Here is a 21398-nt window from a genome sequence, read left to right on the forward strand (position 1 = left end):
ACTGAAATCTAACTGCGCTTTTGCAGGGGCCAGGAAAAACAATCAACGGTTATTCAGTACGAAACTGCATGTTGTTCGGTAGCGTTTGCCGCAGCAACCATGCTGCGACGTCTGGTTCCAGTGAGGCCACCAATGACACCCGAACAGTCCAATGGTACTCATCGAGCCACTGAATTTCGGCCGGACTCAGCAGACCACGGTCTATCAGTTCAATAGCAAACGGCGCCAAGGTAAGGGCCTGGAATTTTAGGAACCCCGGATGCGCCTCGACCTCAACTACTTCATAGAGGTTCTCGATGCGGATCCCCAACTCACCGGACAGATAAACCCCCGGCTCGATCGAGGTCACCATTCCCGCTTGTAGTGGCACCGAGCTGGCGTGGGGGGCAATTCTGTGGGGCCCCTCGTGCACATGCAGATAACTGCCAACCCCGTGTCCGGTGCCATGATCGTAGTCCAGCCCTTCTCGCCACATCACTTGCCGCGCAACGCTATCCAGTTGCTGACCACTGGTGCCCACGGGGAACAAACAGCTGGCCAGTGCAATATGGGCACGCAGCACAGTTGTGTAGAGGTAACGCTGGCGTGCGGTAGGGGGACTGCAAGCCAGCACCCGGGTCACGTCGGTGGTGCCCTGAGGGTATTGACCACCGGAATCGATCAGCAACAGCTCGCCGTGCTTGAGCTTTGCCGCCCGCCCTGGCTTTGGTAAGTAATGGGGCTGGGCACCGTTGGCACCGGTGGCCGCAATGGTCTCGAAACTCGCGCCTCTATAGTCGGGATGCCGAGTACGCCAGCCCTCCAGAGATTCGACAACCGACAATTCGCTTTGCCCGAGAAAACGGCCGCAGCGGCAGTGGAACTCATACATAAACCGACACAAGGCGAGCCCATCTAAACGATGCGCTTCACGACTGCCACGCAACTCGGCGGACTGCTTGCAGGCCCGCTGTAATAGCAGAGGATTTTGCGCCTCATAAAAGATACAACCGGCGGACTTGAACTGACGATAAATAGCCGCAGTGCACATTCGACGATCAATCCATACCCGCTGGCCATATAGTTCTGCGATGGCCTGATCGAGCCATTGGGGTGGACGCACAGTCACCGCAACGGGCAGCCAGCCCTGGGGTAGTTGCAGGCGGTCGATGTCGATGAACCAGTCAAGTCGACCGTCGGCGTACAGCAGGGCGCTGCTGAACGGCAATGGTGCGATATCGATATCCTGACCACGCACGTTCAACAGCCACGCCAACATATCTGGCGCCGGCAGCCACAAGGCATCGCACTGTGAAGTCCCCAAGCTGGCAGCGAGGTGTTCGAGCTTGTCTTGCGCAGCCATACCCGCATGTTGCAGCCCCCAGGCAAGCACTGGGCTGTTCGGCGCCGTCGGGCGATTGCGCCAACATTCGAGTACCGGATTGTCCAGAGACTCGTGCCAGTTAAAGCCCAATTCCGTCGCCATGTCCTGCCAGCGCGCGCACTCATCAACGCTGTGCAGCCTTGAATCGCATGCGATGGTCGCACCGGGTTTCAGCTGCCCGCGCAGCCAACTGAACAGGCTGCTATCGTCCAACATCAAGGTATCGAACTGAGCACATTCCTGGCGGGCTTGCTCGGTATAACGACCATCGACAAGCAGCGCCGCGCATTCTTGTGTCAGCACCGCCACCCCTACGCTGCCACTGAAACCGGTGAGCCAGTGCAAGGCTTCGTCGGCGGGGGCCAGGTCTTCATTAAGGTAGGCATCGCTGCGGGGAAGCAAAAACGCATCGTATCGACGTGCTGCCATCACCGCCCTTACATTCGCAGAGCGCCCCATCACACACCTCGCCGCTGACGATAGGCGCGCACGATGGCAATCTCAGCCTCGGGCGGCAGATATTCCTGCGGCCCGGCACAGCTCCAAATCGCCTCGACCACCTCCATGCCCGCACAGACCTGCCCGAACGCCGCAAAGCCCAAGCCATCCGGATGGCGAGCGCCGCCATGATCGAAGTGCGGCTGATCGCCGATGCAGATGAAAAAATCACCCTCGGCACTATTTGCCTCGTCACGCCCCAACGACACTGTGCCATGTCGATGGCTCAAGCCGGTCTGCAGAGTGCTTTCGAGTTCGATCATGGGCAAATTATTGGCTGCCAGGGGGCGCGTGCCCCCGTGCACCACACTGATGCGAACAGGATCTTCCGGTTGCTGATTGGACGGATCGACGATGCGAAAAATGCTGCTGCCTTCATAGCGACCACTGTCCACGTAAGCCAGAAAATTCGCAGTGGTCAACGGTGCTTGCTGGCCAAACAGCTCAAGTGTGAAGGCCCCCAGTGCCGTTTCCAGGGTAACGTACGCAGATGCAAACATGGCTGTTCTTTCCCTTAGGATAAAACAACCATTGTCCGCAAACACGGCGATGCAAAAGATTGAGATCGCCAGTGTGCATTGCACTTGCTGCGGGATGCGCGGGCATTTACCGCAGATTGTGCAGGTCGCTCGCCGTCACTCCCGCCAAATCAGATTCTCTAGCGGATAGCCGGCAAACCACTTGGTTTTGTCGAGAATGATGTTGCTGCTAATTTTCAGGATGTTGGGGTTTTCATCCAACAGCTGCTCACAGAGAGTGTTGAAATCGGTAACGGTCGAACAAGTGGCCAAGGCAATGTAGTCGAACTCTCCATCGACTTTCAGGCAATCGACCAGCTCGCGCCGTTTGGCGATGAAGCGTTCGAACTGAACACGTAGATGCCCCGCGTGATCGCGCAAGCTGAACATGACATAGGCCATGACATTGATACAGATCGCATCGATGTCGATCGACGCCATGTAGGCGCGAATGTAACCGGCATCCTCCAGCGCCTTGGTTCTCTGGAGGCAGGCGCTGGGGGAGAGATTGATTTTCTCGGCCAGTTCCAGGTTGCTTATCCGAGCATTGCTTTGCAGATTTTCGAGGATTGCTCGGTTGATACGATCCAACTTCACTTTTTTCATGTTGCCTCTGCACCAATCAACGATAAACCCTAGGGTCTAGCGAAAAAACTTGTGCCACGAGACTGACATGAGGCTAGCAATCTGGATAGCCCGAACTTTACATCCCTCGCTTTGGCGGGTAGTCGACTCCTCGCGTAAGCGCCTAGCCTTACTGCGTAATACGTTCAATCGGGAAATGGAAAGCGGCAAACCCACTAGCAAAACGGCGATGACGTGTACGCATGATAGCGGCACCAACTGCCAAACCGTGCTTCATGCGATAAGAGGCATGATGCACCGTCATAAATTGACTCAGCTTAAGCCCGTCCCGATCTCGAAGTCGCCTCCTTTTACCGGTACTTGTAGGGAGGGTTCGCACTGGCGAGGTATGTCTGCTTTGCTGGCACCTCTGCTGAATCAATAAGACATGCCTTCTGGTCGGCAAGGCCCTACCCGAAGATGCGATAGCCGGGCCCTGCTGGCCCGAAGCGTCGACTATAGGAAAATGGCTCATCACGACACCTACTACCAAACCCTGATTCATACGATGAGAAGCATGCTGCACCGTCATAAATTGACTCAGCTTAAGCCCGCCCCGTTCTTGAAATCGTCTTGTTTTGCCGGTACTTCTAAGCAACCAATGTCATGCACGGAAAGCAACCATGCACCCTAGATTCAGAGTGATCGAGACCACCACACTAGATGATGGCAGCAAGCGATACAGAGTCGTTGATCTTGTAGAGGGAGGATCAGCTAGCAAACATGGAGTCTTCAAGGTCAGGACAGAGGCAGAGACTGTTTGCTCGACATTAAATGCTGAACATCCGCGTCAAAATGGTGTAGGTCGTACGTCCCTGAGCATCTGATCCACTTGCCTCGAAATGCCAAGCACTTGATACCTTCTTAAGAGTGAAAATGCCCTATCGCGCGGTCATGGATTCTCGATCCGTCAGTACGTTTTGAAGGCGCTCCAGATTCAGTTGCTGTCACTCAGTCTCGGCTTCTTCTCGGGACTGGTAGGTAGTCGCCAAGCGTAGCTTCTCTTCGTTGTTGAAACCTATGGGTGCAGTCTCACAATAAAAGCGCGCTCCGTTACGCATTGATCCCGTTTCTGTTGGTATTGCAGGGACAACAACAAATCTCGAAATCATTTTGACGCCCTCTCCAAGCACCTCCTCACTACCGGCTATGAGCCACCACAGCAAATCTTCGCCATCAGTTTCCGATGACAAGCACAAGCGACCTTGGAATGGTTCTCGATAAGATCTACAACGGGGAATTGGTACGCGAGGGTGAAAGTACATTCCATCTCTAATCCTTCGTCTCAGCAGGTTCTTGAATGGTGTTTAATTTGCCGAGATACGACGAGCAGTTGCTCATAATGTTGGGACGGTTTGATCGATGACAGCACCACACTACCGTCGCTACTCAGTGCCTTCGAAGTCATTCAACTGACTCAGCCGGGCCGTAGGCCCGAAGCAGCGACTACAAGAAAAATGCATCCTCACGCCGCCTACTGCTCAGCCGGCCCTCCCCGTAAAGGTGAATCGGGGATTGCGTTACCAGCTGGGATGTCTGCATAGCCCATATTCGTATCTCCGAAGGTCTAGGATGGGGCCCGGCTAGTTGGCCTTTTTGCCAACGGTGCCCATCTCGATTGGGGTCTTTATGTAAAACACAGAGATTTCCTCAACCTCCAATCGCTTGAATAACCTTTCGGATTCATCCTCGGTAATAGCCATTCGAATTTCCGTCAGTTGATCCGCCAGCTCAAAAAAGTGCGATGAGTGCAATTTCCCTGTGTGCCCAAATCCTTCGATTCCTGTGCAGAGGGTCGCGCCGCGCAACCCCATCTCTTTAGCGACGTCGACGATCCATTCGCCCAGCATCTTTCCCTGATAACGACGGTTCTGCTGGGTAAAGAAAATCACTAGATAACCGTTCATGTTCATCTCCTCAGCGTGTACCAATCATTTGATAGGACAGAAGCCCGGCAGCCGTCATCGCCATCGAGCTCACGACGTGTAACGAAATCGAACCGAGCGCCCACAGAAGTCTGCCTTCCTGAATCAAGGCAACTGTTTCGGCGGAAAAAGTGGAAAAGGTAGTAAGGCCCCCACAGAAACCCGTGATGATCAGCAGGCGCCATTCAAGGCTTAGGGAGGGGGATGCGGCCAAGAACGCGATGGCTAGGCCAATGATGTAACCCTCGATCATATTGGCGGCCACAGTGCCTGGGGGAATTGTCGGGAACAGTGCGTTGAGCTTCATACCCAGGCGCCAAGCGATGCGCCGATGGCGATAACTAATAGTGATTTCAGCATGGTTGAAGGTCTCCTTTGGGCCGATAAAGCCGAGGAGGTGCTGATAACCGCAAGCGGAGAGAGGGAGCTGATAAGGGAATGGAAGTCATGATCCTGTCCTAAATTGGAAGACAGGGAGAAACACCTACGCACCCTGTCCAGGGTTCACGTAGGCATCATCAGCACAAAGGCGGTTAAAGGAGGAATGCCATCTCCTCGTTTCATCCTATAGCAACGGCGGACAGACATTCAAGCCGCTACGAGGTCGGGAATCTGATAAGCAGTCTTTCGAAGCATTCAATCAATGTCGATCAGCATCCTCAACCTATGAGCTAGATCAGTTGGATTCAAACGTGGGTCGCTATACTGGCTACCGCCCAGCATCGACTTAAGGTTTCCACCATGACTCATTCCGCCAGTGACCAACTAGATGTAGTCATTATCGGTGGGGGGCAGTCAGCCTTGGCGGTAGCGTATTTCCTTCGCCGAACTCAACTTTCGTTCGTCATCCTCGACGCAGAGGAAGAGCCCGGTGGTGCCTGGCGGCATGGCTGGAACTCGCTGCGTTTATTCTCCCCGTCCACCTGGAGTTCGATCCCCGGCTGGATGATGCCTCCTGCGCAGGAGGGGTATCCAACGCGAAATCATGTAATCGACTATCTCAACCAATATGAACTGCGCTACCAATTTCCGGTGGAACGCCCGGTTCGGGTCACTTCGGTGGAACGCAGAGCGTCTGGCTTACGAGTACGTTCTGACGACAGGTATTGGGATGCCAGGGTTGTAATCAGCGCCACCGGCACCTGGAGCAATCCGTATATCCCTCACTACCCTAATGCCGAGTTATTCACCGGTCGGCAATTGCACTCCGCGAACTATGTCGAAGCACAAACGTTTGCTGGCAAGAAGGTTTTGGTGGTGGGTGGCGGTAATTCAGGGGCGCAGATTTTGGCAGAAGTCTCCAAGGTCGCCGAGACCACTTGGGTAACAGCGACTGAACCGGTCTTTTTGCCTGACGATGTGGATGGACGGGTACTGTTCGAGCGCGCCACTCAGCGCTTGAAGGCCCAGCAAGAGGGGCGTGTCATTGACCAGCCAGTTGGCGGGTTGGGAGACATTGTCATGGTGCCGCCAGTTGTAGAAGCCCGTGAGCGTGAAATTCTCAAATCTGTGCGCCCCTTTGAACGCTTCACTCGCGACGGTGTGATATGGGCCAATGGATCTGAATCTGCAGTGGATGTGGTGATCTGGTGTACCGGGTTCAGGCCTGCACTTCAGCATCTGGATACGCTGGGGGTGATCGACACTGAAGGTCGTGTTGAGGTCAAAGGAACTCACTCGATCCAAGAACCAAGACTATGGCTGGTTGGCTATGGTGAGTGGACAGGTTCGGCTTCCGCCACGCTGATCGGTGTAACACGCACAGCACGCAGCACCGTCAGTGAGATCGTGGCCTTTCTCGCCGATCAGTCCGCCTGAAGCAGACTGCAGCCAGCCTTGGTATATACCCCACGGCGCGCAGCGCGCAGAGGTTCACTCCGTCATGTCTGACGGTTTAAAATCGCCTCGGTATGCCTGGGTAAGGCGATAGAAATTACAGCGGCCAGCAGCACGAAGACCGAGGAAACCCACAAACAAGTCTCCAATCCGTAACTCTGATAAATCCAGCCGGACAGCACGGTGCCGAGCAGTCGGCCCAGGGCGTTGGACATATAGTAGAAACCCACGTCCAGCGATACCCCGTCTTCTTTGGCATACGAGACGATGAGATAGCTGTGCAGAGAAGAGTTCACCGCGAACAGCGCGCCGAACACCATCAACCCACCCAGCAGCACAAAGTGAGGCGACCAACCAGCCGAGAGACCGAGCGCGATTGCCGCAGGCAGCCCCGCCAACGCCAGTGCCCACAGAAACGCCGCTCGACCATCCGGTACGCGCCCTCGCCTCTTGCCGGTGATGTTCGGTGCGAAGGACTGCACGATGCCGTAACCAATCACCCAGGCCGCCAGGAAGCCGCCAACCTTCCAGAAGTCCCAGCCGAACACGCTGCTTAGGTACACCGGCAGGGCCACCACAAACCAGACATCGCGGGCGCCGAACAGGAACATCCGCGCCGCCGAAAGGCTGTTGATTGCCCAGCTCTTGGAGAGAATGTCGCGAAACTTCGGTTTGGCCTTGGCTTTGCCCAGATCCTTCTTCAACAGGAACAGGCTGGCTATCCAGATCAACGCCAGAGTCGCGGCCATCGCTAGCACGGCAACCGTAAAGCCCTGCAATGCCAGCAGCGCACCGCCCAGGAAGAAACCCACGCCTTTGAGCGCGTTCTTCGAGCCGGTGAGAATTGCCACCCATTGATAGAGGGTGCCTTGTTGGTTGTCGGGCACCAGGAGTTTGATCGAACTCTTGGCGCTCATCTTGTTGAGGTCTTTGGCAATGCCCGACAACGCCTGAGCCCCCATTACCCAAGGTATGGTCAGCCAAGCGGCGGGCACAGTCAGCATCAACAAGGCTGCCACTTGGAGTCCCAAACCAATGTTCATGGTGCGATTCAGACCTAGACGGGCACCCAAGTAACCGCCGACCAGATTGGTGATGACTCCGAAGATTTCATAGAACAGAAACAGGAACGCAATCTTTAACGGGCTGTAGCCCAATGCATGGAAGTGCAACACCACCAACATGCGCAAGGCGCCGTCGGTGAGAGTAAAAGCCCAGTAATTGCCGGTCACTAACAGGTACTGGCGCACTTGCGGGGAAAGGGCTGACAACTCGTTCATGATCTCTCCCTGTTAATCGGCCATGCCGACCAGTTTGGCCAGCTCAACAGCACGGTTGGCGTAACCCCATTCGTTGTCATACCAGGCATAGATCTTCACTTGAGTGCCATTGATCACCATCGTCGACAGTGCATCGATGATCGATGAGCGCGGGTCGGTGCGGTAGTCGATGGACACCAATGGGCGCTCTTCATAGCCGAGGATATTTTTCAACGGGCCTTCTGCCGCCGCCTTGAGCAACGCATTCACTTCCTCCACCGAGGTGGCGCGCTCCACTTCGAACACGCAATCGGTAAGCGAGGCGTTGGCCAGCGGTACGCGCACCGCGTGACCATTCAAGCGGCCACGCAGTTCGGGGAAGATTTCCGCAATGGCGGTGGCCGAGCCGGTGCTGGTTGGGATGAGGCTCATGCCTGAAGCGCGGGCGCGGCGCAGATCCTTGTGCGGCTGATCCAGGATGCTCTGGGTGTTGGTCAGGTCGTGAATTGTGGTAACCGAGCCGTGGCGAATGCCCAGATTCTCGTGGATCACTTTGACCACCGGGGCCAGGCAATTGGTGGTGCAGGAGGCAGCGGTCACAATACGGTGCTGCGCCGGGTCGAACAGGTGCTGGTTAACGCCCATCACCACGTTCAAGGCACCTTGCTCCTTGACCGGCGCACAGACCACCACACGCTTAACGCCTTGATCCAGGTAGGCCTGAAACACCGCCACAGTCTTCATCTTGCCGCTGGCTTCGATCACCAGATCGCAACCCGACCAGTCGGTGTCGGCAATCGCTTTGTTCGCGGTGACCTTGATGCGCTTGCCGCCAATCACTACATGATCGCCTTCTGCGCTGGCTTCGTTGTTCCAACGACCATGCACAGAGTCGAAGTTGATCAGGTGCGCATGGGTTACTGCATCGCCTGCCGGGTCGTTGATTTGCACGAACTCGAACTCTGGCCAGTCCCAGGCTGCACGCAAGGCGAGACGACCGATGCGACCAAAACCGTTGATACCTACTTTGATGCTCATGCTTTTGCTCTCTTGGGGCTGCTGTCTGTGGGCAATTACGACTTCGCGATGTCGAATTGGCTGATGTAGTCGATATGTGCGGGGTGCTGAATCGCACGCGGACGCAGCGCTTGCACTTCGCCTAACGCCTCGCGGAACGGCACTCCGCATTCAATTAGCAGTTGCGCTGCAATCAATCCGGTACGACCCGAGCCACCCTTGCAGTGAATGGCAATATTCTTGCCTTCAGTTAGCAATTGCTTGATCCGCTCACGATTGGCTTCCCAAGCAGCCTGGAACGACTCAGCAGGTGCTTGGTCGTCTTCCACGGGCAGGTGAAACCACTCGATGCCTTGCTGTTGGCATTGCTCTGACAGATTCCCTACTTCGTTCTGGCTCAACTCTTCGGTGGGCATCAACGTTAGCAAGGCCGAAGCACCTGCTGCCTTCAAAGTGCCCAGCGCCTCAGCGACCGACACGTCTTTGGTGCCTGGGCAAGGCGTGAAGATCAGTTGGCCTTGCACAGCTGTCGTGGCAAGCACGGAGTACGGATGTTGGTGCACGATCAGACGTCCTTCAGATAGAGCGTTGATTAACGCGTTTGAAGAGTTCTTCCGCCGATTCCTTACGTTCGGAATAGCGGTCGACCAGATAGTCCTGCCGCTCACGCAGCAGCAAAGTGAATTTCACCAGCTCTTCCATCACGTCCATGACACGGTCGTAGAATGCAGAGGGCTTCATCGAACTCCAGGTAGGCCTTCGGCACCGAGGACTGGTTGGGAATGGTGAACATTCGCATCCAACGACCCAGCACACGCAGCTGGTTGACCACGTTGAAGGATTGCGAGCCACCACAGACCTGCATTACCGCAAGCGTCTTACCCTGGGTTGGGCGCACCGCGCCCATGGTCAAAGGAATCCAGTCGATCTGCGCCTTGAACACTGCGCTCATCGAACCGTGGCGCTCGGGGGAGCACCAGACTTGACCTTCTGACCAGAGCACCAGTTCACGTAGCTCTTGCACTTTGGGATGGCTGTCCGGCACGTCATCTGGCAACGGCAGCTCCGATGGATTGAAGATGCGTGTTTCTGCGCCGAAGTGCTCCAACAAACGCGCAGCTTCTTCGGTCAGCAGGCGGCTGAACGAACGCTCGCGAGTCGAGCCGTAGAGCAGCAGGATTCGCGGCTTGTGCGTGGCCGACAACGCACTTCCGAGCTTATCGAGGGTCGGCAGATCGACCAGTTCGGCATCAAGATTGGGGATCATTTCTTCAGTCATAAATTTACTCCTCAGCGAGGGCGCCCTTCGGATGATCGAACCAGCGGCGTTTGAGCCAGAGGGCCACGCCAACCAGGGAGATCAGCACCGGCACTTCCACCAGCGGGCCAATTACAGTAGCGAAGGCCACCGGCGAGGCGAGGCCGAAAGTCGCGATGGCCACGGCTATGGCCAGCTCGAAGTTGTTGCTGGCAGCGGTAAAGGCCAGCGCGGTAGTGCGTGCATAGTCAGCGCGGAGCAGCTTGCCCATCCAAAAGCTGATGAAGAACATCACCACGAAGTAGATGGTCATCGGGATAGCGATACGCAGCACATCCAGCGGCAGTTGCAGCACCATGTCGCCCTTGAGGCTGAACATCGCCACGATGGTCAGCAGCAGCGCGACCAGCGTCAGAGGACTGATGCGCGGAATGAAGCGTTGGCTGTACCAGGTCTCGCCTTTGCGACTGATGAGGATCTTGCGCGTAAGGAAACCAGCCAGGAATGGGATGCCCAGGTAGATCAGCACGGACTCGGCGATACTGACAAAGTTGGTATCAATCACGCTGCCCTGGAGACCGAACAATGGCGGCAGCAGACCAAGGAAGATCCATGCATACACGCTGAAGAACAGGATCTGGAAGATGCTGTTGAAGGCCACCAACCCAGCGACGTATTGGTTGTTGCCGCCCGCGATCTGATTCCACACCAGCACCATGGCGATGCAGCGAGCCAAACCGATGAGGATCAGCCCGGTCATGTACTCCGGCTTGTCGGCGAGAAACACGATGGCCAGTATGAACATCAGCACTGGGCCAATCACCCAGTTCTGGATCAGCGACAGTGCGAGAAGGCGCTTGTCCTTGAACACCTCGTGGAGCTCTTCGTATTTCACCTTGGCCAGCGGCGGATACATCATCACGATCAGGCCGATGGCTATCGGGATATTAGTCGAACCCACCGAAAGGCTGTTAAGCCAGGCCGGCAGTCCCTCGAACAGGCCACCCAAGCTGACACCAATCACCATGGCGAGAAAGATCCAGACCGTCAGATAGCGATCCAAAAAAGAAAGACGGCTTTTACTCATCGTCATGTCTCCAGTGTCAGAGAGTGCCGATCATGGCCAGCTCGGCCTTGAGTTGTTCGGCACTTAACTGCTTGAGCGGTAAAGCCAGGAAGGCTTCGATTCGGGTTCTGATCTGCTCCAGAGTGGCTTCGAAAGCCGCCTTGATCTCTTCTTGAGTCCCTTGATATTCCGAAGGGTCTGCCAAGCCCCAATGGGCCTTGGTGGCCGGCCCGAAAAACACCGGGCAGGCTTCGCCGGCAGCCTTGTCACACACCGTGATGACGAAATCAGGCGCCAGGTTCTCGTAGACATCACTGGACTTGCTGTAGAGCCCTGCGGGCGAGATTTCAGCCTTATCCAACGTTTTCAGACTCAGCGGATGCACTTCACCCTTCGGCTGGCTGCCAGCGCTGTAGGCGTGCATATCCGTCGGAGCCAAGTGATTGAACATGGCTTCACAAAGAATGCTGCGGCAGCTGTTGGCAGTGCAGAGAAACAGAATCTTCATCAGGCTATCTCGTTAAGGCCCAGCGTTTCTTAGGCAGGCGTTAACTCAGCAACAAGCGGCCAGGCGCTGTGGGCGATTACCCATCACGTCGAGGCGTTTGGCGTCTGGACTAAGCCAGTGCTGGTTGGCGTCCAATGTGGTTTTCAGTACGGCAATCACCCAGTCCGGCAAGCTGGGATGCAGGCGGTAATACACCCATTGACCTTGCCGACGATCCTCCAGCAAACCGCAACTGCGTAGTTGCGCCAGGTGCCGGGAAATTTTCGGTTGGCTCTCATCGAGTGCGCAGGTCAGTTCACAAACGCACAGCTCTTGCTCACGGGTGATGAGCAACATCAGACGAACGCGAGTTTCGTCAGCCAAGCATTTGAATACGGTGGTCGGTGTCAGATGGTCAGCCATAGGGGATCTCAACGTTTAGTTTTCACCAACACGAACATCTTGATGCGCTCATGGATCTCGTGAAGGGTGTAACGGAATGCATCGTGCCTGGTGCTGGTCTCCGGATCTTCAAAGTTCCAGGCCAGCACCTCTCCGGCCCCTGGAAGGGAATGACATTCCAAAGACGATTTATCGCACAACGTGATGACGTAATCGAAACGCTCGCCCGCAAACTCATCGATAGACTTGCTGTACAACACTTCGGTACTCACACCCAGGTGCTGAAGTGCCTCTAAGGTAAGGGGGTTGATCTCTCCGGGCACAGTACCTGCACTGAAGGCGTCGAATTGTTCGGAATCAGTGTGCCGCAAAAGTGCTTCAGCCAATTACGAGCTGGCAGCGTTAGCCACACAAACAGTACGCGGGTCTTGTCGGTCATCGCCAAGTCTCTATCTGCATATGGTTTTTCGAATATACGTAAATTCGCATATTCAGTAAAGAAAGAGATCCGATGCCGATACCACCTGGCCTACTCATCCACCTAGGCCGATACCTAGAGGCATCATAACGGTGCTTTGCCTGTCTTCTTTCGGCATACATTTAAAAATCCACATATCCATATTTCTGAATTAATCCGTCATCGTGGCGACTTCAGGGCCTTCTGCAGCTCACCCAGTCACGAACCTTTGCATGTACAAACTGACCCATAGTGCTCTCCGCTCATGCGCATTGCGTCTCCCTTGACCCGAGCTTTGCATTGCCGTTGATCGGCAATACTGTTGGCGCCAACGCCGAATTGACCTGCGTGTCGACGCAAGACTGACCCAACCCAAATCGGCAGAAATCCAGCACAGGAAATGGTTCGCTAGGTATCAAACTGGGTCAGTGGCATTTCAGTAACTGGATCAATTCGGCGTCGGCGCCAACAAGCTGTTCTCATGGAGGAAAGTCCAGTTAGCATCACTGGCTTTTATGTCCGTAGCCACAGGTCGTATAGCGCAGATAGACACCACTCAGAGCTAGTGACGGGAAAACATCAACACTTGGCTATCCAGTCCTAGCTGTCTTTGCGGTGGGTGGTTATCAGTCAACTCGAACCCGTCTTTCATTACGTTAACGTCCCCAGAATTGCGCCGCTAGCAGTTGAAGGCGCTCGGCCAGTTTGGCGACATGGGCAGCAGTCGTGCGGCTCTGGCTACTGGCAAGCACGTTACTTTGGGTGGCTTGACTGATACCTTTCAGGTTGCACTGGATACTATCACCCACCGCGCTCTGCTCTTCTACGGCGGCGGCTATTTGCACACTCATGTCGCTTATTTCACCGACTCGCTGGGTGATTTCATCAAGCGCCCGGGCGGCAAACAGTGCCTGTTCGACACTGGCTTCGGCCTTGCTGTGGCTGCGTTGCATCGCGACCACGGCATCACCAGTGGAGCGCCGTAAGGTATCGATGGTTCCCTGGATTTCTGCGGTGGATTGCTGGGTGCGCGAAGCCAGCGCGCGCACCTCGTCGGCGACCACGGCGAAACCGCGCCCAGCCTCGCCGGCCCGAGCAGCCTCGATAGCGGCATTGAGGGCGAGGAGGTTTGTCTGTTCGGCGATGCTTTGGATTACCTCAAGTACGCGGTTGATTTCTTGGCTATGTTGTTCCAATTGGTAAATCACCGCGCCGGTCTGTTGCACCTCGCTGGCGAGGCTATCGATGTGCTGGCAGGTTTGCTCGACCAGTTGTCGACCTCGATCGGTTTCTTGATTGGCCAAGCTCGCGGCGCTGGCGGAGAGCTGAGCGTTGCGCGCCACTTCCTGCACACTGCCGGCCATCTGGGTTATGGCGCTGGCCACCTGGGCAGTTTCCCCTTGCTGTTGTAGGGTCGCGCAGTTGTTGTTGTCCACTGCGGCGACGAGCTCTTCGGCTTCTTTGTTCAACTGACGGGCCGAGTCGGCAATGCGGCCGACGACTGCCCGCGTCTCAGCTTCGAGCATTTGCAGGGTGAAATCGATCTGTCCAAATTGATCGCGGCGGCCGCTGTATAACATTTGGCTTAGCGGGTTATCGGCGATATTTTTAGCCTTTCGGGCAAGGGCGTCGAGGGGGCGCAGGCTGGAGCACAGCAGGCCGCCGAGCAAAAGGCTGAATAGCGGTGCAGCGATGGCTGCATGGTTCCAAGAGAGGGCCCCCACCAAGCCTAAGGCGGTAAAGCCGAGTAGGTTTAGTCCAGTGCTAGCTAGTGCTAAGCGCATGCCGACGGACAGTCGTGACGGACGCAGGCAGTGTGTTTTTTTACCGCTGCGCAGCTGTGCATAGAGAAGTTCGGCGGCGTCTACCAGCGCTTTCGGTGGGCGCGTGCGAACCGATTGGTATTCCATTATTTCACCATTGCGCTGCATCGGCGTGGCGTAGGCGCTAACCCAGTAGTGGTCACCATTCTTACAGCGATTTTTTACAAGGCCCATCCACGAGCGTCCGGCCTTGAGGGTCTGCCACAGGTGTGCGAAGGCTTCTGGCGGCATATCCGGGTGACGCACGATATTGTGATTGACCCCAAGCAACTCGGCCTCACTGAAACCGCTGATGTTGATGAAATCCGGATTGACGTATGTGATGGCGCCCTTGGGATTGGTTGTTGAAAGAATGTTCGCATTGACGCTGAACTCGACAGCACGACCACTGACTGGAAGATTGATTTTCATAGTTCGCCTCCTGAGCTGATGGATAACCGCTGGGTGCCTACCGTGCTTACAGCAATGGACACCCAAGCCCCTCGAAACAGTCTTCTCCGCTGAACAACCGTTGCATCTGCGCAACAGGTCGTGGTCGGCTAAACCAATAGCCTTGGGCGTAGTGGCAGCCTTCACTGACTACAAAGTTGAGTTGTGCCGGGCTCTCGATGCCCTCCGCCACGACTTCCAGGCCAAGACTACAGCCGAGGCCGATGATCGCCTGGCTGATCGCGCTCTGTTTGTTGTCGCACGGGATGCCGCCGATGAAACTTTTATCCAGCTTGAGGATGTGCAATGGAAAGCGTGTGAGATAACCAAGCGAGGAGTAACCGGTGCCAAAATCGTCCAGCGCCAACAACACGCCAAGGCTGGCCAATTCGTTCAGACAGGCCAATGTGTCCAGGTCGTCATGCATCAGTTGGCTTTCAGTAATTTCCAGGATTAGGCTGGCAGGTCGCAGGCCGCTTTCTTGCAGGATGTCGATCAGCCGGAGGGTGAAGTCGGCTTGTTGCAACTGGAGGCTGGAAATGTTCACCGAACAGCGCAAATGGTCATGTCCAGCCAATTGCCAGAGCCGGGTCTGTTGGCAGGCCTGGCGCAATACCCATTCGCCGACGCGGATAATTTCCCCCGACTCTTCCAGCGCCGGGATGAACTCCACTGGTGGGATCAAGCGTTCGCCGTGGCGCCACCGTAACAGCGCTTCGACCCCAGACATGAGGGGCGCCCCCTGGTCAAGACGATAGATCGGTTGGTAATGCAGTTCGAACTCATTGTGTTGCAGCGCCTGACCCAGAGCGGACTCCAGTTCCAGATGGTGCTGTGCGGTATCTTGCAACGCTTCGCTGTAGTGGGCGAACCGCGCCTTGCCGGCAGACTTGGCTCTGTAGAGGGCAAGGTCGGCGGCCTGCAAGACATCCAGCGCTTTGCCCTTATCATGCAATGGGGCGATGCCGATGCTGGCACTGACCACCAGGGTACGACCGTCCATGTGCAGCGGTTGATGAAGGTTGTCGAGAATGCGTTGGGATATTTGCTCGGCGTCGCGGTCGCAGGTGAGATCATGAAGCAATACGATGAATTCATCTCCGCCGAAGCGGAATAACTGATCGCTGGGGCGCAGAGCGCCTCTCAAGCGCTGTGCCACTTCTACCAGCACGCGATCACCGACGTTGTGACCAAGGCTATCGTTGATCAACTTGAAGCGGTCGAGGTCGATGAACAGCAGCGCCTCGTGGGCCCCCCCTTGCGCTGTTTCATGAAGGTTTTCTGCATTTGCTCATCAAGGCGCATACGGTTGGCCAGGCCGGTCAGCGGGTCATGGTGGGCGGCATGTTTGAGGCGTTGCTCGGCGTCCTTGCGTGCACTGATATCGGACTGTGAGCCAGCCATGCGTAGCTGGCCTGATGTCGTGACTTCCGCGACCCCTCGCACCAGTACCCAGATATAGCCACCGTTGTTTTGGCGGATGCGGTACTCGTGGTGGACTGAAGACGTCTGCCCTTGTATGTGGGCATCGATGGCCTGGCGAAAATCCGGTAGGTCGTCGGGATGCACGCGACCGAACCAACTGGCACTGCTATCGCCGATGCTATCGCGGCTGAGGCAGAGCATGCTGGCCCAGCGTTCCGAAACGTACAGTCGATCCTGATCGACATGCCAATCCCAAATTCCGTCGTTGGCACCGCGTAACGCACGGGCGAAGCGAGCCTCACTATCCTCCAGAGCCTTGTGCTGGGCCGCACTGTAGGTATCGATGGCTAAGGTCATGTCGAAGAACACCGCCTTCAACAGACTTGAATAGAGAGCGGCGTTTTGGCTGTCGCCGAACACGCTTTTAAGCATGTCGTCGAGGTATAGACGGTAGCTGCCGAGATACCACTTCAACTCCAAGCCGACTTGTTGGTGAATCACACCGATGCGCAGGCGGCCGTTGACGTAGGTGTCATTGTAGGGGCCGCCCCACAAACACTGGTAATACTCGGCCTGGCTGTGCTTCAAACGTTCGGTGACCTCCGGCGCACGAAGTAACGCAGACGGCGTGGAGAATTTCGCTAGGTGACGGTACAAATGATCGACGAAAGCCTTCTGAGCTGGGGCCATGTGCTGAGCTGCTGCATGGAGTCTTTCGGCATCTTCGGCACTCCAGTCGAGAAAGCGAAAGCGTTCGACAATCTCCTCGTCATCGAGACGGATACGCCTGAGTAACTCCTCCAGATCTTTTTTCACCTTCATCCGCACACCTCGGTGTTTGTAAAGATTCCTTTCTGCTGACAAAAAAAACGCCGTGACAACGAGTTCTGGTCAAGAACTGCTGTCTCGGCGCTTCGTCTTTCAGGCCTATTATCCTGCTCGGCAAAGCCGGTTCCCGCCGCATTGGACGGAACCTACTGATGGCATATTTACATCATTTCTGATTGTCTGACAATCTATCCATCAATGTAACCAAGCGCCGCCGTAGCAGCCCCAGTTCGCGAGATTTGAAGGCGTGTCGAGTCTGCTCCAAAACCTCGGTAGCATCCAACAACGCAGCATGTATCAGTCCAGCTGCCCCCAATTGTGCTTCACCGAGCCAGCGGCAAAACGGCTCGGCACTACAATTACTCGGAGCACTCAACACCTCGCAATCTGGTGCTATATGAACCAACAATTGGCGTAATTGATCGGCTAATTCTAGGTCGTTGCAGATAATTCGGGTTGTCTGGTTGGACTTGTTCATCAAACTGCATCCCCAAAAGGTTGATGCGCTGTTTACAACACCGTCCGTGGCGTTTTATTGATGCAAATCAATGTTAAAACCGATCCTATGGATACGTGTTGTTGATCGCTCGTTATCATGTCCCAGCGCCGAGTCGCCCGATAGGCCGAGGCCTTGGTGGCCCGAGGTTGTTTGTCTATGCGCCGGTTTCCAAATTTGTCGATCACTTGCCGTTGTATCGGTAGTCCGAGATCTACGCCCGTGAGGGCATGGATTTGCAGCGATCAACCCTGGCCGACTGGGTTGGCCAGAGCAATCAATTGCTCAGACCTCTGATCAGCACCCTTGAGCGCCCTGTCATGAGCGGCCTTAAAATTCATGTCGAGTCCACGCCAATTGGCGTGCTCACACCGGGCCACGATCGTGGCCAGTGAAGAGCTGGCTCGCTTGGCCGCAAATCTTAACACTCTGGTCAATCGCTTCAGTATGTAGCCCCTGACCCTGCCAGTACTGTCTGCCATTACCCGGCAGACAGTCGCTCTGTTTTAGATCTCAGGCAAAGACTCAATCTGGCCGGGATGTACTCAACGATTCAATGAAACCTACCCATGTACGATAAGAAGACTCGCCACCGATGCCCCAGTTCACTTTCCAACCACTCCAGAAAGCGCTACGTAACGGATCGGAGCTAGTCGAGCAGAAGGCGAATGCAGGCTTGGTCTGTCTACGACTCGGGTAGTAGAGGTGCTAAGCCCCAACTCCAGCATCTCGGGAAAGCCTGGTTGATCAACGCTCAAACGCGCATCCGGATGACCTAAGTGATCGATGACGAGTTTGATACCGAACGGCATCAGTTGACGAATCAGTTTCGGTAAATCCTCGGCTGGCGACTCACTTTCTGAATAACCATACGCATATAAACAACCTTTTTAGCGGCCCTGACATTTGAGAACAAAAAATCATTTTGACTGTTCTTGAATCGTTTTTCTGACGTCGCTATATATTTTTGTACGCGATGCCGAAACCGGGTCGCGGCATAAATCACTTGGAGAAAACTCAGGAGATTTAGCAATGGCTACTACCTTTTCGTTAGCCCCACTGTTCCGTCAGTCCGTAGGCTTCGATCGTTTCAACGACCTTTTCGAATCCGCGCTTCACAGCGAGGCGGCCTCGACTACCTATCCACCTCATAACGTCGAGAAGCATGGCGAAGATCACTATCGAATCGTCATAGCGGCGGCGGGCCTGAGAGAGGAAGATCTGGACATTCAGGTTGAGAAGGAGGTTTTGACCATCGCTGGCGGCAAGCGAGATAACGATAAGGAAGCTATTTATCTTCATCAGGGAATCGCGCAACGTGCATTTCGACTGTCTTTCCGTTTAGCGGATCACATTGAGGTTCAAAATGCATCGCTATCCAATGGACTGTTGACTATAGATCTGCTGCGGGTTGTACCAGAGGAAGCCAAACCCCGGCGCATCAACATTGATGGCTCGGGTAAGTCTGATCTGAAACAACTCAATTGATAGCAGCAAACGAGGCGCTCTTCGGAGCGCCTTTTTTTGCGACCAAATTGCTCGTCTTCAGGGCGCCACCTCAAGGGCGGTTGTCACCTTTGGTCTCTTCGACCTCGCCGGTGTGAGGTTTTTGTAAATTTTCACTTGGCGTGGCTTACGAGTGGAGGTCTAAGACTTGGCTACAGAGCGCGACGGCCAGCCTGAGGATCCGGCAAGTTGATAACGCTAGGCAGGCTTTAGCCTCTATGCTGGAACAGAAGCAGTACGCCCCCTACTGGGGGATCGAGATGCTCGAATCAGAAGAGGATGACCGACAGAAAGCTTTGTTGGAGTTTCTCGCAGAGCTAGTTCAGCGTTAAAAATCGTGAATGATCTAGCGATAGAAGGCATAGACCGAGGGATAAACCTCTATTTGGCAGAAGGGAGTCTAGCCTGTCGGACAGTGGCCTTTAGACTGCTGAAGGGGCGCTTCGATAAAAGGTCGGCAAAGGATGAGGTGTTTGGCTGATTCAGGCTACAAAAGGCTAGCCTGCCCTGAAGAGGCTAGCATTTCCTCGGATATGGCATCGCAATTCAGGAAAAACCGACCTCAGCTAAGGAGTGGTGATGACCTTTTATATTTTCCTTCTGGCCTGTGGAGCTGCGGCTAGCACAGGCATCTTTTTCAAACCGGGCCAGTGGTACGAATTCCTCGCTAAACCTGGCTTCACGCCACCTAATTGGGCATTTCCGGTCGCCTGGTCAATTATCTATCTGCTACTTGCCTGGGCCGGGTACCGGTTGAGCCAGATATCTGGAAGCCAGGTGGTACTGGCCTTATGGGCGGCGCAGATTGCGCTGAATACACTATGGACACCGGTGTTCTTCGGCGCGCAGAGGATTTTCGCCAGTATGGTGATCCTGACACTGCTCTGGCTAGTGGTGGCGGTCATGGTGGTGATGACGCTGCGGCTTGATGTGATCACGGGGCTGATCTTGTTCCCTTACCTTGCTTGGCTTTGTGTGGCCGCTGCGCTGAATTTTTCCATCATGCGTAATAACCGCTGATGTTAAATTCAATTCGGGCCGCTATTGTCCAGCAGGCTGCATTCAGTCTCAGAACAATTCCGGCACGTTGATTGCGAATCACGAAGTTGGTGCTGGCTGCGCCGCTGGTGGAGACGATCACCATTGTGGCGGGTGCCGCAAAGGCTCTTATTAGAGCAGCCGAACGCCAAAACACTGTCAATTCAAAAATTCAACAATTCAGGTGAAGGTAGGAAGGAACCTGATCACAGGCGAAGTGACTGTCCGGACTGGACTCGCTCATCCTGCAGCCCTGCCATACTGTTCAGCATGACCAGTGCAACCTTCCGGTTCTACGAAGTGCTCAACGATTTCCTGCCGGCCGAACGGCGGAGGCAATCCTTCACTTGCGAGTGCGCGCAGGGGGCGACGGTCAAGCACATGATCGAGGCGCTCGGGGTACCGCACACCGAGGTCGAGCTGGTGCTGCTCAACGGCGAGTCGGTGGGATTCGAGAGGGTGATCCTCAATAGCGACCGGATAGCGGTGTATCCCAAGTTCGAAGCGCTGGACATCAGTCCGCTGCTCAAGGTTCGTGCGCAACCTTTACGGGTGCTGCGCTTCGTCGCTGATGCGCACCTTGGCGGACTTGCCAGCCTGCTGCGCATGAGCGGCTTCGACACCCTCTACGACAATAGCTTCGAGGATGGCGAGATCGCCGAGATCGCTGCCCAGCAAGGACGCATCGTGCTAACCCGCGACCGCGAACTGCTCAAGCGGCGAATCATCAACCACGGCTGTTATGTGCATGCCCTGAAACCGTCGTTGCAGCTGCGCGAATTGTATGAGCGTCTCGACCTGGCGCGCAGTGCGCGGCCGTTCAGCCTGTGCCTTCATTGCAACCTGCCGCTGCACGAGATCAGCCCGGAGCTGGCCAGACTGCAGGTGCCACCACGTGTTGGCGCCCTCTATTCGCACTTCTTGCGCTGCGACTCTTGCCAACGGGTTTACTGGGAAGGTTCGCACTGGCGCGGTATGTGTGCATTGCTGGCACCTTTGCTGAATCAATAAGACATGACTTCTGGTCTCGAATCAATCGTGGCAGGCCAACTGCGGAATGGCTCGCTCAGGGCATATGAAGACTTTGGGTCGAGCCGGGCTTAAGCCCGAATGAGCGATAGCCGATGTAGCTATAGCTCCGCA

Annotated in this window: 17 protein-coding genes, 6 pseudogenes and 1 riboswitch; of the genes and pseudogenes, 5 read left to right on the forward strand and 18 right to left on the reverse strand. The window is 55.4% G+C overall.

Features of this window, described 5'->3' with window-relative positions; translation table 11 throughout:
- Nucleotides 1-49: 49 nt before the first annotated feature.
- The 5 genes and pseudogenes from ACVWYU_RS16285 to crcB all read right to left on the reverse strand — a co-directional run bounded on the left by ACVWYU_RS16285 (nucleotide 50) and on the right by crcB (nucleotide 5288).
- A complete protein-coding gene (locus ACVWYU_RS16285; protein WP_457373147.1) occupies nucleotides 50-1822 on the reverse strand; it encodes an aminopeptidase P family protein in 1773 nt (590 codons plus the stop codon).
- Nucleotides 1822-2361, reverse strand: a complete 540-nt coding sequence (locus ACVWYU_RS16290) for a peptidylprolyl isomerase (protein ID WP_457373148.1) — start codon at nucleotides 2359-2361, stop codon at nucleotides 1822-1824. Before ACVWYU_RS16290 ends, ACVWYU_RS16285 begins: the two co-directional genes overlap by 1 nt.
- A gap of 135 nt (nucleotides 2362-2496) precedes the next feature.
- Nucleotides 2497-2985: an Lrp/AsnC family transcriptional regulator gene (locus tag ACVWYU_RS16295; RefSeq protein WP_102675000.1), complete on the reverse strand. Its 489-nt coding sequence runs from the start codon at nucleotides 2983-2985 to the stop codon at nucleotides 2497-2499.
- Between the two features lie 1601 nt (nucleotides 2986-4586).
- On the reverse strand, nucleotides 4587-4910 hold the full coding sequence (locus tag ACVWYU_RS16300) for a DUF190 domain-containing protein (protein ID WP_457373149.1): 324 nt from the start codon (nucleotides 4908-4910) through the stop codon (nucleotides 4587-4589).
- 10 nt (nucleotides 4911-4920) lie between these two features.
- Nucleotides 4921-5288: pseudogene (crcB, locus tag ACVWYU_RS16305) on the reverse strand (fluoride efflux transporter CrcB).
- A gap of 142 nt (nucleotides 5289-5430) precedes the next feature.
- A riboswitch (Fluoride riboswitch) is annotated at nucleotides 5431-5492 on the reverse strand.
- Between the two features lie 177 nt (nucleotides 5493-5669).
- Between crcB and ACVWYU_RS16310 the strand changes: the two are divergent.
- Nucleotides 5670-6746: an ArsO family NAD(P)H-dependent flavin-containing monooxygenase gene (locus ACVWYU_RS16310; RefSeq protein WP_457373150.1), complete on the forward strand. Its 1077-nt coding sequence runs from the start codon at nucleotides 5670-5672 to the stop codon at nucleotides 6744-6746.
- Nucleotides 6747-6808: 62 nt separating this feature from the next.
- On the opposite strand, the gene arsJ is transcribed toward ACVWYU_RS16310, so the two are convergent.
- The 12 genes and pseudogenes from arsJ to ACVWYU_RS16370 all read right to left on the reverse strand — a co-directional run bounded on the left by arsJ (nucleotide 6809) and on the right by ACVWYU_RS16370 (nucleotide 17693).
- Nucleotides 6809-8044, reverse strand: a complete 1236-nt coding sequence (gene arsJ, locus ACVWYU_RS16315; RefSeq protein ID WP_457373151.1) for an organoarsenical effux MFS transporter ArsJ — start codon at nucleotides 8042-8044, stop codon at nucleotides 6809-6811.
- Between the two features lie 12 nt (nucleotides 8045-8056).
- Nucleotides 8057-9061: an ArsJ-associated glyceraldehyde-3-phosphate dehydrogenase gene (locus tag ACVWYU_RS16320; RefSeq protein WP_457373152.1), complete on the reverse strand. Its 1005-nt coding sequence runs from the start codon at nucleotides 9059-9061 to the stop codon at nucleotides 8057-8059.
- Between the two features lie 35 nt (nucleotides 9062-9096).
- Complete coding sequence (locus tag ACVWYU_RS16325) at nucleotides 9097-9603, reverse strand: cyclin-dependent kinase inhibitor 3 family protein (RefSeq protein ID WP_457373153.1); 507 nt, start codon at nucleotides 9601-9603, stop codon at nucleotides 9097-9099.
- Between the two features lie 13 nt (nucleotides 9604-9616).
- Nucleotides 9617-10319 (reverse strand): annotated as a pseudogene (arsH, locus tag ACVWYU_RS16330) (arsenical resistance protein ArsH).
- Nucleotides 10320-10323: 4 nt separating this feature from the next.
- Entirely contained in the window at nucleotides 10324-11385 is a 1062-nt protein-coding gene (gene arsB / locus ACVWYU_RS16335) for an ACR3 family arsenite efflux transporter (RefSeq protein WP_457373154.1), read from the reverse strand.
- 16 nt (nucleotides 11386-11401) lie between these two features.
- A complete protein-coding gene (locus ACVWYU_RS16340) occupies nucleotides 11402-11872 on the reverse strand; it encodes an arsenate reductase ArsC (RefSeq protein WP_457373155.1) in 471 nt (156 codons plus the stop codon).
- A 45-nt stretch (nucleotides 11873-11917) separates the two neighbouring features.
- Nucleotides 11918-12274: a metalloregulator ArsR/SmtB family transcription factor gene (locus tag ACVWYU_RS16345; protein ID WP_457373156.1), complete on the reverse strand. Its 357-nt coding sequence runs from the start codon at nucleotides 12272-12274 to the stop codon at nucleotides 11918-11920.
- 8 nt (nucleotides 12275-12282) lie between these two features.
- Nucleotides 12283-12639, reverse strand: a complete 357-nt coding sequence (locus ACVWYU_RS16350) for an arsenate reductase ArsC (RefSeq protein ID WP_457373157.1) — start codon at nucleotides 12637-12639, stop codon at nucleotides 12283-12285.
- Nucleotides 12640-13366: 727 nt separating this feature from the next.
- Nucleotides 13367-14641: a methyl-accepting chemotaxis protein gene (locus ACVWYU_RS16355; protein ID WP_457373188.1), complete on the reverse strand. Its 1275-nt coding sequence runs from the start codon at nucleotides 14639-14641 to the stop codon at nucleotides 13367-13369.
- A pseudogene (locus tag ACVWYU_RS16360) lies at nucleotides 14615-14944 on the reverse strand (PAS domain-containing protein); the annotation flags it as partial. The pseudogene ACVWYU_RS16360 and the gene ACVWYU_RS16355, both read right to left, overlap by 27 nt.
- 46 nt (nucleotides 14945-14990) lie before the next feature.
- Nucleotides 14991-17209 (reverse strand): annotated as a pseudogene (locus ACVWYU_RS16365) (EAL domain-containing protein).
- A gap of 172 nt (nucleotides 17210-17381) precedes the next feature.
- Nucleotides 17382-17693 (reverse strand): hypothetical protein, encoded by a 312-nt coding sequence (locus ACVWYU_RS16370; protein ID WP_457373158.1) that lies wholly within the window; start codon nucleotides 17691-17693, stop codon nucleotides 17382-17384.
- Nucleotides 17694-17812: 119 nt separating this feature from the next.
- On the opposite strand from ACVWYU_RS16370, the pseudogene ACVWYU_RS16375 reads away from it, so the two are divergent.
- Nucleotides 17813-18097, forward strand: a pseudogene (locus ACVWYU_RS16375) (IS66 family transposase); the annotation flags it as partial.
- Between the two features lie 321 nt (nucleotides 18098-18418).
- On the opposite strand, the pseudogene ACVWYU_RS16380 reads toward ACVWYU_RS16375, so the two are convergent.
- A pseudogene (locus ACVWYU_RS16380) lies at nucleotides 18419-18550 on the reverse strand (amidohydrolase family protein); the annotation flags it as partial.
- Nucleotides 18551-18743: 193 nt separating this feature from the next.
- Between ACVWYU_RS16380 and ACVWYU_RS16385 the strand changes: the two are divergent.
- From ACVWYU_RS16385 to ACVWYU_RS16395, 3 genes are all read left to right on the forward strand, one after another.
- Nucleotides 18744-19199, forward strand: a complete 456-nt coding sequence (locus ACVWYU_RS16385; RefSeq protein ID WP_457373159.1) for an Hsp20 family protein — start codon at nucleotides 18744-18746, stop codon at nucleotides 19197-19199.
- 597 nt (nucleotides 19200-19796) lie between these two features.
- A complete protein-coding gene (gene tspO / locus ACVWYU_RS16390) occupies nucleotides 19797-20237 on the forward strand; it encodes a tryptophan-rich sensory protein TspO (RefSeq protein WP_457373160.1) in 441 nt (146 codons plus the stop codon).
- 288 nt (nucleotides 20238-20525) lie between these two features.
- Nucleotides 20526-21266 (forward strand): Mut7-C RNAse domain-containing protein, encoded by a 741-nt coding sequence (locus tag ACVWYU_RS16395; protein ID WP_457373161.1) that lies wholly within the window; start codon nucleotides 20526-20528, stop codon nucleotides 21264-21266.
- Nucleotides 21267-21398: the final 132 nt, after the last annotated feature.

Source organism: Pseudomonas sp. TE12234 (assembly GCF_054061835.1).